The organism is Saccharopolyspora terrae, assembly GCF_004348435.1.
In the GTDB taxonomy this organism is placed as follows: domain Bacteria; phylum Actinomycetota; class Actinomycetes; order Mycobacteriales; family Pseudonocardiaceae; genus Saccharopolyspora; species Saccharopolyspora endophytica.
Window position 1 is genome coordinate 120282 of the sequence record NZ_SMKS01000009.1, and the last position, 14732, is coordinate 135013.

At 71.0% G+C, this 14732-nt stretch carries 14 protein-coding genes and 1 riboswitch; of the genes, 11 read left to right on the forward strand and 3 right to left on the reverse strand.

The features are described from left to right. Positions 1 to 46 precede the first annotated feature (46 nt). Positions 47 to 1513: an AAA-type ATPase lid domain-containing protein gene (locus E1181_RS08835; protein WP_132673471.1), complete on the reverse strand. Its 1467-nt coding sequence runs from the start codon at positions 1511 to 1513 to the stop codon at positions 47 to 49. 177 nt (positions 1514 to 1690) lie between these two features. Here E1181_RS08835 and E1181_RS08840 point away from each other — a divergent pair, with 177 nt between their 5' ends. From E1181_RS08840 to E1181_RS08860, 5 genes are all read left to right on the forward strand, one after another. Next, a complete protein-coding gene (locus E1181_RS08840) occupies positions 1691 to 2689 on the forward strand; it encodes an amidohydrolase family protein (protein WP_132673472.1) in 999 nt (332 codons plus the stop codon). 1 nt (position 2690) lies between these two features. Then, positions 2691 to 3425: a metal-sulfur cluster assembly factor gene (locus tag E1181_RS08845; protein WP_132673473.1), complete on the forward strand. Its 735-nt coding sequence runs from the start codon at positions 2691 to 2693 to the stop codon at positions 3423 to 3425. Further along, entirely contained in the window at positions 3422 to 4447 is a 1026-nt protein-coding gene (locus tag E1181_RS08850; RefSeq protein ID WP_132673474.1) for an NAD(P)-dependent alcohol dehydrogenase, read from the forward strand. The genes E1181_RS08845 and E1181_RS08850 overlap by 4 nt, the downstream gene beginning before the upstream one ends. Before the next feature lie 16 nt (positions 4448 to 4463). Further along, positions 4464 to 4787, forward strand: coding sequence for a putative quinol monooxygenase (locus E1181_RS08855; protein ID WP_132673475.1), 324 nt, complete (start codon positions 4464 to 4466; stop codon positions 4785 to 4787). Between the two features lie 80 nt (positions 4788 to 4867). Beyond that, the gene (locus tag E1181_RS08860; RefSeq protein ID WP_132673476.1) at positions 4868 to 6058 is read left to right on the forward strand and encodes an MFS transporter; all 1191 of its coding nucleotides are present in this window, start codon (positions 4868 to 4870) and stop codon (positions 6056 to 6058) included. On the opposite strand, the gene E1181_RS08865 is transcribed toward E1181_RS08860, so the two are convergent. Together E1181_RS08865 and E1181_RS08870 are read right to left on the reverse strand one after the other, a co-directional pair. Continuing rightward, positions 5971 to 6396, reverse strand: a complete 426-nt coding sequence (locus E1181_RS08865) for a hypothetical protein (protein ID WP_132673477.1) — start codon at positions 6394 to 6396, stop codon at positions 5971 to 5973. The genes E1181_RS08860 and E1181_RS08865 overlap by 88 nt on opposite strands. Positions 6397 to 6432: 36 nt before the next feature. Further along, positions 6433 to 7431: an iron-siderophore ABC transporter substrate-binding protein gene (locus E1181_RS08870; RefSeq protein WP_132673478.1), complete on the reverse strand. Its 999-nt coding sequence runs from the start codon at positions 7429 to 7431 to the stop codon at positions 6433 to 6435. Positions 7432 to 7651: 220 nt separating this feature from the next. Here E1181_RS08870 and E1181_RS08875 point away from each other — a divergent pair, with 220 nt between their 5' ends. From E1181_RS08875 to E1181_RS08900, 6 genes are all read left to right on the forward strand, one after another. After that, positions 7652 to 8422, forward strand: a complete 771-nt coding sequence (locus E1181_RS08875) for an SDR family NAD(P)-dependent oxidoreductase (RefSeq protein WP_132673494.1) — start codon at positions 7652 to 7654, stop codon at positions 8420 to 8422. 275 nt (positions 8423 to 8697) lie between these two features. Continuing rightward, positions 8698 to 8879, forward strand: a riboswitch (cobalamin riboswitch). Between the two features lie 64 nt (positions 8880 to 8943). Next, entirely contained in the window at positions 8944 to 9933 is a 990-nt protein-coding gene (locus E1181_RS08880) for an ABC transporter substrate-binding protein (RefSeq protein WP_235876636.1), read from the forward strand. Continuing rightward, the gene (locus tag E1181_RS08885; RefSeq protein ID WP_235876637.1) at positions 9930 to 10952 is read left to right on the forward strand and encodes a FecCD family ABC transporter permease; all 1023 of its coding nucleotides are present in this window, start codon (positions 9930 to 9932) and stop codon (positions 10950 to 10952) included. The genes E1181_RS08880 and E1181_RS08885 overlap by 4 nt, the downstream gene beginning before the upstream one ends. 75 nt (positions 10953 to 11027) lie before the next feature. Further along, entirely contained in the window at positions 11028 to 12032 is a 1005-nt protein-coding gene (locus E1181_RS08890; RefSeq protein WP_132673479.1) for a Gfo/Idh/MocA family protein, read from the forward strand. A 52-nt stretch (positions 12033 to 12084) separates the two neighbouring features. Next, positions 12085 to 13287: a cytochrome P450 gene (locus E1181_RS08895; RefSeq protein ID WP_207922061.1), complete on the forward strand. Its 1203-nt coding sequence runs from the start codon at positions 12085 to 12087 to the stop codon at positions 13285 to 13287. Then, the coding region (locus E1181_RS08900; RefSeq protein WP_132673480.1) for an outer membrane protein assembly factor BamB family protein at positions 13281 to 14732 on the forward strand (1452 nt) is incomplete at its 3' end. The genes E1181_RS08895 and E1181_RS08900, both read left to right, overlap by 7 nt.

The following is a 14732-nucleotide window of genomic DNA, read 5'->3' on the forward strand; positions in this document are numbered from 1 at the left end:
ACCGGACGAATCGGACTTCGACCGCCGGACTCCCGGGGTACTCGGGTCAGGCTCGGGGTGCCCGGCCCGGGACGGTGATGCGGTACTGGGCCATCTTCCGGTAGATCGTGGCCCGGCTGACGCCGAGCTCCCGGGCCGCCTCGCCGACGGTGGTGCCAGGCTCGGTGAGGCAGCGGATGATCTCGTCGCGCTCCACCGCTTCGAGCCTGGTCAGCGGCCTTCCCGGGCCGGTGAAGACCTCCGGCGGCAGGTGGTTGAGGTCGATCAGGTCGGCACGACCGGCGGCTTCGCGGACCACCTGGCGCAGTTGGCGGACGTTCTCCGGCCAGTCGTAGGCGTTGAGGGTCCGGGCCGCCGACGCCGTGAAGTCCACCTCGCGCCGCCGCTGCTGACGGGCGAAGTGCCTGGCCAGCGGCTGGATGTCGTCCGGCCGGAACCGCAGCGCGGGCACCTCGACGACGGTGTCGACCAGCCGCCGCAGCTCCTCGGGCATGGCCTCGGCCGATTCGGCGGTGAGCACGTAGGGCTGCATGCCGCCGACGGCGCGCACCTCCCCCAACCGCTCGGCGAGCTCGCTGATCACCCAGGCGGGCAGCCGGTCGACGCCGGAGATGATCACGCAGGTGCTGTCCTTGCCGAGCTCCGGCGTCCACAGCTCCAGCCACGCCTCGACGTCGTCGGGCGCGGGCGGCCGCACGCTGAGCACCCGCTCGCGCCGCAGTTCCCGGCGCGCCAGCGAGGCCAGCGCGGTCTTGCCGGTTCCGGCTTCGCCGACCACGGCGACCGCGCGGCCGTTGCGGAAGGCCGAGCGGGCTTCGGCGAAGACGTTGCGCCACCCGGGCGTGAGCACCGAGGCCTCCGGCGCGCGCATCCGGTCGGCGTAGACGCGGAAGACCTCGCCGCGCGGCATCGGGTGCGCGCTGCGCCCGGCACCCCGGGCCAGCATCAGCGCCGTGGTGTTGCCCGCCGCCGACTGGGCGAGCGCCAGCAGCAGTTCGGAGGCCGAATCCGACCAGGTCGTGAGGTTGACGCTGCCCGCGACACCGCCGCTGACCGGGTCCAGCACGGGGGCCGCCGCGCAGGTGTAGCCGCGCAGTCCCGCGCAGAAGTGCTCCTCGGCCCGCACCAGGGACGGGGCGCGGTCGGCCAGGGCCAGGCCGAGCCCGTTGGTGCCCGCGTTCTCCTCGGCGAAGTAGAAGCCCGGTGCCAGGTGCACGCGGTCCAGCGAGCGGTTGATCGTGCCGTCCTCGCAGATGCGGCTGAGCACCAGCCCCTCCGGGTCGGTGATCATCATGCTGACCGGTTCGTTGGCGAGCGTGGCCTGCAGTCCGCGCAGCACAGCGGTGCCGCACTCGTAGAGCAGCGATCCGGTGTCGACCGAGCCGGTGAACACCGGACGCATCTCCTCCGCGCTGATCCCGTAGCGCTCGCTGCGCCGCCAGGACGCCCGCAGCCGAGGGGTGACGGTGGCCGGGCAGGCGGCGGGGTCGGGCGCACTCCGGTGCAGGTGCATCTCGAACCTCCAAGGGACGCGTCGTTGCGCCGGTGGGAACAGGGTAAGCGCAGGATGCGGCCTCCATCACCGATCACGCTGTCTCAAAGTGAGACACGCAGAGGCCCCCTGGTGGCTCCCGCCGCTCTTACCGTTCCGTCCCGACGTGCCACGGCTGCCACGTAGCGGAGGATGCAGATGTACAGCAAGGACGGCGAGAACTACTTCATCGTTGACGCACACGTCGCGCTCTGGGACGCCCGTGCCGACAACCAGCGCAACATCCACGGCAAGCAGTTCATCGACTGCTTCTACGACTACCACCGCAACCTCAGCCCGGAATCCGAGGTCTGGCCCTACGAGGACTTCCTCTACCAGGGCGGCGAGCGGCTCATGCGGGACCTGTTCACCGACGGCTACGTCGATCACGCGATCTTCCAGCCCGCGCTGCTGAGCGCCTTCTACGGCAACGGTTTCGGGCAGACGGAGGAGGCTTTCGCGCTGGCGCAGAAGCACCCGGACAAGCTGACCTACAACCACTGCTGGGATCCGCGCTTCGAGCAGGCGGGGCTGGACCAGCTCCGGCGCGACGCCGAGCGCTTCGACCTCAAGGGCGTGAAGCTCTACACCGCCGAGTGGCAGGGGGATTCGCGCGGTTACAAGCTCGACGACCCGTGGACCTACAAATACCTGGAGGCCTGCCAGGAGCTGGGCATCCGCAACATCCACATCCACAAGGGCCCGACGATCCGGCCGCTGGACCGCGACGCCTTCGACGTCGCCGACGTGGACAAGGTCGCCACCGACTTCACCGACCTGAACTTCGTGGTGGAGCACTGCGGGCTCCCGCGCCTGGAGGACTTCTGCTGGATCGCCACGCAGGAGCCCAACGTGCACGCGGGCCTGGCGGTGGCGATGCCGTTCATCCACTCCCGGCCGCGCTACTTCGCGCAGATCATCGGCGAGTTGCTGTACTGGCTGGACGAGGACCGCATCCAGTTCTCCAGCGACTACGCGATCTGGACGCCGAGGTGGCTGATCGAGCGGTTCGTGGACTTCCAGATCCCGGCGGACATGACCGAGTACGCCCCGCTGACCGCGGATCAGAAGCGCAAGATCCTGGGCCTCAACGCCGCCCGCATGTACGGCATCGAGGTCCCCGCGGGGCTGGACGTGGCCGAGAAGGCGGGCGTCTGAGATGGCCGCCGGACTGGAGAGCTCGGCGTGGGAGGCGCTGCACCAGGTCATCGACCCGGAACTGGACGAACCGATCACCGACCTGGGGTTCGTGCGGTCGCTGCGGGTCGACGACTCCGGTGAGGTCGAGGCGCACCTGCGGTTGCCGACGTCGTTCTGCGCCCCGAACTTCGCCTACCTGATGGCCTCGGACGCCAAGGACGTGCTGCGCGCGCTCCCGGGCGTCACCGGTGTGCTGGTGGAGCTCGACGACCACCACGACTCGGAGCTGATCAACACGGGGCTGGCGGCCGACGCCGGCTACCGCGACACGTTCCCGGGCGAGGCCGAGCAGGACCTGGAGGAGTTGCGCGCGACGTTCCGCCGCAAGGCGCACGCGGCGGCGATGGAGCGGGTGCTGACCAGGCTGCTCAAGGACCGGCCGGAGCTCGACGAGGTCGACCTGCACGCGATCACCGTCGCCGACCTGCCGGACGAGCCGGCGACCCGCTCGCTGCTGAACCGGCGCGAAGCCGTGGGTTTCGACAACTCCCCCTCGGCGCTGGTGCTGGTCGACGACGAGGGCCGGCCGTGCACGCCGGAGCAGGTGCCGTTCCGGCTGCGCTTCGCCCGCGCGACGCGCATCTCGGTGGAGGGCAACTCGCACTTCTGCCGCGGGCTGTTGCGCACTCGCTACCCCGGCTCCGCGGCCGACCAGGCGCCGCGGGCCATGACTTCGGAAGGACTAGGACGATGAGAGCTGTGCAGGTGGTCGGCTACCACGAGCCGATGCGGTTGACCGAGGTCCCGGTGCCGGAAGCGACCGGACCGCACGACGTGGTGGTCAAGATCGGTGGTGCGGGCGTGTGCCGCACCGACATCCACATCCTCGAGGGCCAGTGGGCCGAGAAGTCCGGTGTCGCACTGCCTTACACGATCGGGCACGAGAACGCGGGCTGGGTGCACGCGGTCGGCAGCGCGGTCACCAACGTCTCCGAAGGCGACAAGGTGATCGTGCACCCGCTGGCGACCTGCGGGTTGTGCCGGGCCTGCCGGTACGGCGACGACGTGCACTGCGAGCAGTCGCTGTTCCCGGGGATCGACACCGCTGGCGGCTACGCCGACTACCTCAAGACCTCGGCGCGCAGCGTGGTGCGCATCGACGACTCGCTGGAGCCGTCGGACGTGGCGGCGCTGGCCGATGCCGGGCTGACCGCCTACCACGCGGCGGCGAAGGCGGCGCGCAGGCTGCGCCCGGGCGACAAGTGCGTGGTGATCGGTGCCGGCGGGCTCGGCCACATCGGCATCCAGGTGCTCAAGGCGATCTCGGCGGCCGAGCTGGTGGTGCTCGACCGCAACCCGGACGCGGTGAAGCTGGCGACCGACATCGGCGCCGATCACGGCGTGGTGGCCGACGGCACGCACGTCGAGCAGGTCCAGGAGCTCACCGGAGGGCACGGCGCGGAGGCGGTCATCGACTTCGTCGGCGAGGGCGGTGCGACCTCCGACGGGGTGCGGATGCTGCGCCGCGCCGGTGATTACCACGTGGTCGGCTACGGCGAGAACATCGACGTGCCGACGATCGACATCATCTCCGCGGAGATCAACTTCATCGGGAACCTGGTCGGTTCGTACAACGACCTGTGCGAGCTCATGGTCCTGGCCGCCCAGGGCAAGGTCCGGCTGCACACCAGCAAGTACCCGCTGGAGCGCTTCCAGGACGCCCTCGACGACCTCGACGCCGGCCGCATCCGCGGTCGCGCGATCCTCACCCCCTGAACCGGAGGCGACGACGATGATCTTCATCACCGCGAAGTGGCGGATCAAGCCGGAGCACGCGGAGAGGTGGCCGGAGATCGCCCGGTCCTTCACCGAGGCCACCCGCGCCGAGCCGGGCTGCCTGTGGTTCGACTGGTCCCGCAGCCTCGAGGACGAGACCGAGTACGTGCTGGTGGAGGCGTTCCGCGACGGCGAGGCGGGGGCCGCCCACGTCACGTCGCAGCACTTCCAGGACGCCCGCGCGCAGCTCCCGCCCTACCTGGCGGAAACGCCGCGCATCATCAACGCCGAGCTCGACCAAGCCGACTGGTCGGAGCTGGGCGAGATGTCGGTGGACTGACGCACCGGAGGGGGTGCGCCGCTGCGCGCACCCCCTCGACCCCGAATCGTTGCCTTCGCTAATGGTCTACCGTTCGGATCATGACCGCTCCGCCGATCACGCGCGTGCCGAACCGCTGGCTGATGCTGGCGATCTCGATGTTCGCGCAGCTGGCAGCGACGGTGTTCACCAACGCCGCCCCCGCGCTGATCCCGAACCTGCACTTCGAGCGCGGGCTGTCGTTGTCCCAAGCGGGCCTGATCGCCGCGGCGCCGCTGGCCGGGACCATGTGCACGCTGATCATCTGGGGTGCGATCGTCGACCGCATCGGCGAGCGCGTGTCGCTGCTGATCGGGCTGAGCATGCTCGCCATCAGCGCCGCCGCGGCGGCGCTGGCCGACTCGCTGGTGCTGCTGGCGGTGCTGCTGTTCCTCGGCGGCGCGGCCGGCGCCAGCTCGAACTCGGCCAGCGGCCGGGTCGTCTCGGGCTGGTTCCCACCGCAGCGCCGGGGCATGGCGATGGGGATCCGGCAGACCGCGCAACCGCTCGGGGTGGGCCTGACCGCGGTGCTGGTGCCCAACCTGGTCGAGGCGAGCGGCCTCGCCGTGACCATGCTGACCGTGGCGGCGGTGTGCGCGTTGGCGGCGGCGCTGGTGGCCGCGATGATCGTGGACCCGCCGCGGCCGTCGATGGCCGAGTCCCGGCGATCCGGCCACGGCGCGAACCCCTACCGCGGCGACCGCCGGCTGCTGCGCATCCACGGCGTCTCGATCGCGCTCACCGTGCCGCAGCAGACCGTCTGGACCTACATGCTGGTCTGGCTGATCGCGACCCAGCACTGGACCACCGCCGCGGCGAGCGCCCTGGTCGGCACGACGCAGCTGCTCAGCGCCCTGAGCCGGGTCGGCGCGGGGATCTGGTCGGACCGGATCGGCAGCCGGGTGCGCCCGATCCGCTACTTCGCCTTCGGTTCGGCGATCGCGATGGGCGGGCTGGCGGCGTTCTCCGGCACTCCCCTGGCGCTGGCCTTCATGATCGCCGCCTCGATCATCGCGGTGGCCCACAACGGCCTGGCGTTCACCGCGGTGGCCGAGATCGCGGGCCCGCACTGGAGCGGGCGGGCCATGGGAGCGCAGAACACCGGCCAGTCGCTCACCGCCACCGCCGTCCCGCCGGTGATGGGAGCCCTCATCGCGGTCGCGGGCTACCCGATCGCCTTCGCGGTGGCCGGGTGCTTCGCACTGCTGGCGGTCCCGGTCGTTCCCGCTCGCAGCGTCACACCCGAGGTGTGAGCGCCTGCTGGGATTCGAAGAGCGCCATCACGCCGGGCTGCTCGCCCTCCGGCCAGGTCCCGGACCCGCCAGACCCCGTATTTGAGCAGCGCCCGGCCGCAGTGCACGAACAGCTCCTCGACGTTGACGACCACCGCCAGCGCCGGGGGCACGCCCTTGAGCGCGAGGTCGGCCATCGCCACGAAGAACAACCGCGACCGCTCGATGAACCGGCGGCTGACGTCGTCGTTCCCGGAGACCGCCTTCTCGGCGATCTCCGGGAACGGCGGCTCGACGACCTCGCGGAGTTGCGCTTCTGAGGTGACCTGCTCGGCCTCGGCCGGATCCCACGAGGGCACCGTTCTCTCCTGATCAGTGGTGCGCCTCGGAGCGGGTCAGCCCGCCTGGGCCTGCGCGATCAGCGGCACGACCTCATCCACCGCGTAGGACATGCCCGCGGCGGTGCCCGCCGAGAACGCCTGCACGGCCTGCTCGTCGTGCAGCACGACGGCGCGGTGCTCGCGGACCGACTGCAGCGACTGGAAAATCTGATCCCTGTCGACCTCCGCGGCGGACAGGCCGATCGGGAACATCACGGTCAGGTCGGCGTTGAACAGGTCCATGCGCTCGGGCGAAACGCTGACGAAGAAGTTGTCCCCGGCCACCGCCTGCACGGCCGGCGACTGGCGGAACCCCAGCCGCTCCATGAACTCCAGGCGCGAACCGCCGTTGACGTAGGCGCCGTAGGAACCGACCATCTTCGCCCCGACGGCCACGGTCTTGCCCGCGAACTGCGGGTGCGCGGCGGCCGCCTGCTGGAACTTGGCCTCCAGGTCGGCCTTCTGCTGGGCAGCTTCGGCGGACTTGCCCAGCGCCTTGCCGACCATGTCCAGCTGCTGGTCCCACGTGGTCAGGTAGCTCTCGCCGCCCGGCGGGATGCTCACCACCGGAACGCCGAGCCGGTTGAGCAGGTTGTAGCGCTCCTTGTCGCCGCTGGCGCGGGTGTCGAGGATCAGGTCGGGCTGGAGCGCCGCGACGGCCTCCATGTCGACCTCCATGGTGCCGAGCATCTTCGGCGGCGTGGCGTAGCGCTTGTCGGCGGGGATCCACGGCGGGACGCCGTCACCGCCCACCGGCAGCCAGTCGGCGGCACCGACGGGCTGCACCCCGAGGCTCAGCGCGGTTTCGGCGTCGCCCCAGCCCAGCGCGACGACACGCTGGGGACGCTCCGGAACGGTGACGTCACCGAACGCGGTCTTGATGGTGACCGGGAACTGGCCGTCCGCCGATGCGGCGGCGGGCTCGTCGTTCTCGGGACCGGCCGCGCCGCAGCCGGTCAAGGCGATTCCCAGCAGGACTGCCATGATCAGCCCCAGGGTCCGCATCCAGCGCATTTCCACACCTCGCAGTGAGTTAAGTGCGCCTAACCTAACTAACGCTCCGTGTGGAGTCCACCCCGAGATCTACTCGCTGTGACCGACGTTCGTCACATTCGTCCACACCGGACGATCGACTGCTCACCCTCGGTTCATGAGCAACTTCCGGCCGGGTCGTGCGTTGAGCCTCACGAAGGCCCGGTCGGGGCGTTCGAGGGTGCGGAAGGACGCGATCGCGATGGACAGGCTCAACGGCAAGCGCGTGCTCGTGACAGGTGGGGCGTCGGGGATCGGGCAGGCCAGCGTGCTGCGCCTGCTCGACGAAGGCGCCAGGGTGCTGACCACCGACATCGATGAGACCGGGCTGAAGGAGACCTCGCGGCGCGCGGCCGCGGCCGGCACGTGCGACCTGCTGGGCACCCTGCCCCTGGACATCTCCCAGGAGGACGCCGTCGACGCGACGGTGCCGGCCGCGGCCGAGCAGCTGGGCGGGCTGGACGTGCTGGTCAACGCGGCGGGAATGCTGCACAGCGCGCACACGCACGAGTGCTCGCTGGAGCTGTGGAACCGGATCCTCGCGGTCAACCTCACCGGCACCTTCCTGGTCACCCGCGCGGCGTTGCCCGCGCTGCTGGAGACCGGCAGCGGCGTGGTGATCAACTTCAGCTCGACCTCGGCGAACTTCGCGCACCCCTACATGGCCGCCTACGCCGCGAGCAAGGGCGGCATCCAGTCGTTCACCCACAGCATCGCCCTGGAGTACGCCAAGCAGGGCCTGCGCGCGGTCTCGCTGGTGCCCGGCGGGATTCGCAGCGGCATCACCGAGACCACCGCGGACAAGCTGCCCGCCGACACCGACTGGGACCTGTTCACCAAGCTCTCCCCCGCTCTCGGCAGCGGATTCGCACCGCCGGAGCACGTGGCGGGCGTGGTCGCGATGCTCGCCTCCGACGACGGCGCCTTCATCACCGGCACCGAGATCCGCGTCGACGGCGGCACGCACCAGTAATCCACACCCCAACTTCCACTGAAACCCGGCACCCAACTTCCACTGAAGTCGGGTACCCGACTTCCACAGAACCCCGGCACCCGACTTCCACTGAAACCTCGTACCCGAGTTCCACTGAAATCGGGTACCGGAATTCCACTGAGATCCCGGACCCGACATCCACTGGAACCTCGTACCGCTGGTCAACGGGTGATGCTGCGCGCGGAGTGCGCCTGACTCACGACGTCGAGGTGGTCCGGCGCAGCGGCCGCCGGATCGACCGCGCCCCGGCCGGTTAGACTCGATCGCGAGCCGGTCGTGCCACGTGTGGCCGATGGGAATCCGGTCGGAAGCCGGAGCTGACGCGCAGCGGTAGGGGTGACGGGCGAGCCCGAGCCACTGGATCGCACTCGATCCGGGAAGGCGGCTCGCCCGGTGGAGCCCGAGCCCGAAGACCTGCCGGCTCCCCGGACCCGCACCGGTTCCGGGAATCGGCCGACCAGGTCTCGCGCATGGGCCTGGGGTGAGGATTTCCGCACAACGTGTTCTTACGCTGGACGCGCACGGGCTTGATGCTGCTCTGCGCCACCGCACTCGCCGCCTGCAACGCTCCCGCGACGGAGTCGGCTCCGCCTCGGGTGTCGCTGCCCAACTGCGACGGGCACGTCTCGGTGTCCGAACCACCGCGCCGCGCCGTGAGCCTCAACCAGTCGACCACCGAGATCATGCTGGCGCTGGGCCTGGCGGACCGGATGGTGGGCACCGCGACCTGGACCGATCCGGTCGATCCGGCGCTGGCCGCCGAGAACTCCCGAGTACCGCGGCTTTCCGACAACAACCCGTCGTTCGAATCGGTGCTGGCCACCGAGCCCGACGTGGTGCTGGGCGCCTACCAGGCGGTGTTCACCGACGAAGGCGTGGCCTCGCGGGAGCGCTTCGCCGAGCTCGGGGTCCCCACCTACCTCTCCCCCTCCAACTGCTTTCCCGAGGAGGCACCGCTCGCCGAGCCGGTCGAGCTCGACGACATCTACCGGGAGGTGCAGGAGATCGCCACGATCTTCGACGTCCCGCAGCGCGGCGAGGCGCTGGTGGCGCAGCTGCGGCAGCGGGTGGCCGACGCCCAGCGCAAGGCCGTGCCCCACCGGGACACCTCGGTGCTGTTCTGGTTCGCCCGCACCGAATCCCCTTACGTGGCAGGATCAACCGGATCCCCGGCGATCATGACCCGCACCCTCGGGGTGCGCAACGCCTACGAGGACGTGCGCTCGATGTGGCCGCAGGTGTCGTGGGAGGACGTCCTCGCCCGCGACCCCGACCTGCTGGTGCTCGGCGACCTCACCCGCGACGGCGAAGGCGATTCCCTGGCCGCCAAGCAGGAATTCCTGCGCACCGACCCCGCGATGTCACGGCTGCCCGCCGTCGGCGAGGGCCGGTGGATGGGCATGACCGGCACCGAGATGAACATCAGCATGCGCACGATCACCGGGATCGAGCGGCTCGCCGACCGGTTGGCCGAGCTGGAGCGTCGGTGAGGACCGGGCGCCTGCCCTCCTCGCTGATCGTGCTGGTCGGGATTCCGCTGCTGCTGCTGTCGATCGCCGTGGCGGTCACGCTCGGACCGGCTCCGCTGTCGGTGACCGACGTGGCCGGTGTGGTGGGCGCACGGCTGGGCCTGGGCGAGACCGACGTGTCGCGGATCGGACAGGGCATCGTCTGGCAGCTGCGGTTGCCGCGCGCGGTCCTCGCGGCGATCTGCGGCGCCGGGCTCGGGGTGTGCGGCGCGGTGCTGCAGTCGCTGCTGCGCAACCCGCTCGCCGATCCGTTCCTGCTGGGCGTGTCGGCGGGCGCCTCGACCGGCGCGGTGCTGGTGGTGATCCTCGGGCTGGGCGCGGGCGCGATCGGTGTGACCGCGGGCGCCTTCGCCGGTGCGCTGGTCGCGTTCGCGCTGGTGATGACCTTGGGCGCGGTGGCCGGTGGCACCACGACGCACCTGGTGCTGGCCGGTGTCGCGGGGACTCAGCTGTTCTCGGCCCTGACGTCGTTCGTCGTGATCACCTCGGCGGACGCCGAGCAGACCCGGGGCGTGCTGTTCTGGTTGCTCGGTTCGCTCTCGGGCGCCCGCTGGAACGACGTGGCGGTCTCGGGTGCGGTGTGCGCGGTCTGCCTGCTGCTGTGCCTGTCGCGGGCCGGGGCGCTGGACGCCTTCGCGCTGGGGCACGACACGGCCGCAGCACTGGGCGTGCACGTCACGCGGCTGCGGATCGTGCTGCTGGTGGCCACCGCGCTGCTGACCGCCACGCTCGTCGCGGCGGCGGGTGCGATCGGGTTCGTCGGCCTGGTCCTGCCGCAGGCCGCGCGGCTGCTCGTGGGCCCGCGGCACCGCGCGCTGCTGCCGGTCACGGCCGTGCTGGGCGCGATCCTGCTGGTGTGGGTGGACGTCCTGGCGACCACCGTCGCCGCGCCGCAGGAGGTTCCGGTGGGAGTCATGACCGCGCTGGTGGGCGTTCCGGCCTTCGCCGCGCTGCTGGCCCGGCGCGGCCGAACCACCTGAGCGTCCCGCGACCGCTCACCGAAATCCCCTACGCTGCACGCGTTGCGAGGCGTCGACGAGTCTGCGAGGGATCAGATGAACCAGCCGGTGGCGTGGGGTGTGCTCGGCTGCTCCGGAATCGCCGAACGACGAATGCTGCCCGCGCTCCACGAGATCGAGGGTTCCCGGATCGCCGGCCTCGCCAGCCGGGCGCCTGCCAGGGCCGAGCGCTTCGCCGCCGAGCACGGCGGGACCGCGATGAGCTACGAGGAGATGATCGACTCCCCCGCGATCGACGCGGTCTACCTGTCGCTGCCGAACTCGCTGCACTTCGAGTGGGCGCGACGCGCGCTGCGCGCGGGCAAGCACGTGCTGTGCGAGAAGCCGATGACGATCTCGGCCGAGCAGACCGGTGAACTCGTGGCGCTGGCGGCCGAGCGCGGACTGCTGCTGCGGGAGAACTTCGCGTTCCTGCACCACCCGCAGCACGAGGTGGTGCGCGAGCTCGTCGAGCGCGGGCGGCTGGGGCGGTTGCGGACCTTCAGCTCGGCCTTCGGCGTTCCGTCGCCGCGCGCCGGGGACATCCGCTACGACCCCGAGCTGGGCGCGGGATGCCTGCTCGACGTCGGTGTGTACCCGATCCGGGCCGCGCAGCTGATGCTCGGCGAGGGGCTGACGGTGGCCGGTGCGACGCTGCGGGTCGACACCGACACCGGCGTGGACATGGCCGGGCACGCGCTCCTGGTGTCGGAGAACGGGGTCTTCGCGGATCTGGAGTTCGGCTTCCAGCACGCCTACCGCTCCCGCTACGCGCTGTGGGGCGATGCGGCGCACCTGAGCCTGGAGCGCGCGTTCACCCCGCCCGCCGAACACCGCCCGCTGCTGCGGCTGGAGGAGCAGGACCACGCCGAGGAGTTCACGCTCGACGCCTCGCACCAGTTCCGCGATTCGCTGGCCTCCTTCGCCGGTGCGGTGCGCGACGGCCGGACGCCGGAGATCGAGCGGTCCTGGCTGCGCGGAGCGCGGGAGACGGCGCGGCTGGTCGAGGCGATCCAGGAGACCGCGGTGCGGGTCCGGCAGCGGGGCGCGGTCCCGTCCTGAGCGGTTCGGGTACCTTGGTTAAGTCACACGACTTAACCAAGGGGGACCGCTCGTGCCCGAAGCAACCGAGCCCGCCGTCATCGAGGTCGACCGCCGCCGGAGCGGGTTCGGGCCGGCTCCCGACGTGGAAGCCGTCCGCGACGGCGCCGGAATCGTGCGGGTGCCCACCCCGTTCGGCCCGCCCTCGTGGCTGCTGACCCGCCACGAGGACGTGCGCCGGATGCTCGGCGACACCGCCGGTTTCAGCAACGGCTGGACGACCGCCGACCTGGTCGGCGGTGCGAGCCTCGACCCGCGCCACCTCTCCGGCGACGGCAGCGGGAACCTGCTGTCGATGGACCCGCCGGCGCACAATCGCCTGCGGCGCATGCTGACCCCGGAGTTCACGGTCCGCCGGATGCGCCGCATGGAACCGCGCATCACCGAGATCGTCGACGAGCACCTGGACCTGCTGGAACGGCACGGCAGCCCGGCCGATCTGGTGTCGCAGTACGCGCTGCCGATCCCGTCGCTGGTGATCTGCGAGCTGCTGGGCGTGCCGGTCGCCGACCGTGACGAGTTCCAGGAGCGCACCCGAAAGCAGCTCGACCTCACCGTCTCCGACGACGACAAGGTCGAGCTGGGGCGCGAAGCGCAGGCGTACATGACCGACCTGGTCGAGCGGGCCCGCCGCGATCCCGGCGACGACCTCATCGGCATGATGATCCGCGAGCACGACGAGGAGCTCACCAACGCCGAGCTCATCGGCGTGGCGAACCTGCTGCTCGTCGCCGGCCACGAGACGACCTCCAACATGCTCGGCTTGGGCACGCTGGCGCTGCTGCGCCACCCCGACCAGCTGGCCGCGGTGCGCGACGAGCCCGAGTCAGTTCCGGGCGCGGTCGAGGAGCTGATGCGGTGGCTGAGCGTGGTCAACTCCGGTTCGCCCCGGCTGGCCACGCGGGACGTGGAGCTCGGCGGCGTGACGATCCGGCGCGGTGACCTGGTGTCGTTCAACCTCCCCGCCGCCAACCGGGATTCGGGCCTGGTCGCGGATTCGGACCGCTTCGACATCGCCCGCCCCGCCAACCAGCACCTCGGGTTCGGGCACGGCATCCACCACTGCCTGGGCGCTCCGCTGGCGCGGATGGAGATGCGCATCGCGTTCCCGGCGCTGCTGCGGCGGTTCCCGACCCTGCGGCTCGCAGACGAGGAAATCGCGTGGGCAAGCGATCACGCCATCTACGGACTGAAGGAGCTCCCGGTCGCATGGTGAGCACCCGCTTCCCCGGCTTCGGCACGCCGCGAAGCGAGCGCTGGTCCATGAGCAGGCTCAACCCGCCGAGCCCGCTGTGGGGGTCCAACGGCATCACCTTCGGACCCGACAAGCGGCTCTACGTCGCGCAGTTCCTGGCCGGCCAGATCAGCGCCGTCGACGGGACCACGGGTGAGGTCGAGGTCGTCGTTCCCGCCGACGGCCCGGTGCAGGCGCCCGACGACCTCGCTTTCGGCTCCGACGGGTCGATGTACATCGCCGACATCACCCCGCAGCGGGTGTGGCGCCGCTCCCCCGACGGGGAGTTCACGTTGCTGTCGGAGGAGATCCGGGTGCCCAACGGCATCACGTGCGTGGGCGACCGGCTGTTCGTCAACGAGATGCGGCCGGGCGGGCGCGTCGTGGAGCTGCTGCCCGACACCGGCGAGATCGTGGTGCTCGCCGAAGGTCTGGCGATGGGCAACGCGATGCAGCAGGGACCCGACGGTTCGCTGTACTACCCGCACATGATGACCGGCCAGGTCTGGCGGGTCTCCCCGGACGGCGGCGACCCACAGGAGGTCGCCGACGACGTGCACGAACCGGTGGCCGTGCGCTTCGACCACGACGGCGCGCTGGTGGTGCTGTCGCGGGGCGTGACGGGCATCGTCACCCGCATCGACCCGGACACCGGACGCCGCAGCACCATCGAGACCGGTGTGGCGGGCATGGACAACGCGGCGTTCGACCGCGAGAACCGGATGCTCGTGTCCAGCTACGGCAGCGGGGGCGTGACCCAGGTCGACGCGCTGGGCACCCGGACGGTCGTGGGCCGGGGGTTGCACGGTCCGTTCGGCGTGGCCGCCGACGAGGCGGGCCGGGTCTACGCGGGCGATCACTTCCGGCTCGCCGACGGGGATCTGGTGACCGGGGACCTGATCCAGCCGGTCGCGGGCGGCGCCTGCCACGGCGTCGCCGCAGGGGGCGGGCTGGTGCACATCACCTCGATGCACGGCGACGTGCGGACTTTCGACCCCGCGACCCGCGAAGTCCGGATGCGCGTGAAGCACCTCGCCGAACCCACCGGCATCGCCATCACCGACACCGGCCTGCTGGTCGCCGAAACCGGTGCCGGCCGGGTCATCCACATCGACGACTCCGACGCGGTGACCCCGATCGCCGAGCTCCCGCACCCGGTGGACGTCGCTCTCGACGCCGAAGGCCGCCACTACGTCACGGACGACTCCCTCGGCGCTGTCGTCCGCATCGACGGGGACACGATCGAGACCATCGCGGACGGACTGGACCAGCCGCAAGGCATCACGACCCTCGACGACACCCTCTACGTCGTCGAGGTCGGCACCAAACGCCTCGTCTCCATCGCCCTCACCACCGGCGAAACCCGAACCGCGGCCTCGTCCCTCCCGGTAGGCCTCCCACCAGGCCTCCACCGCGAAGACCCGGCC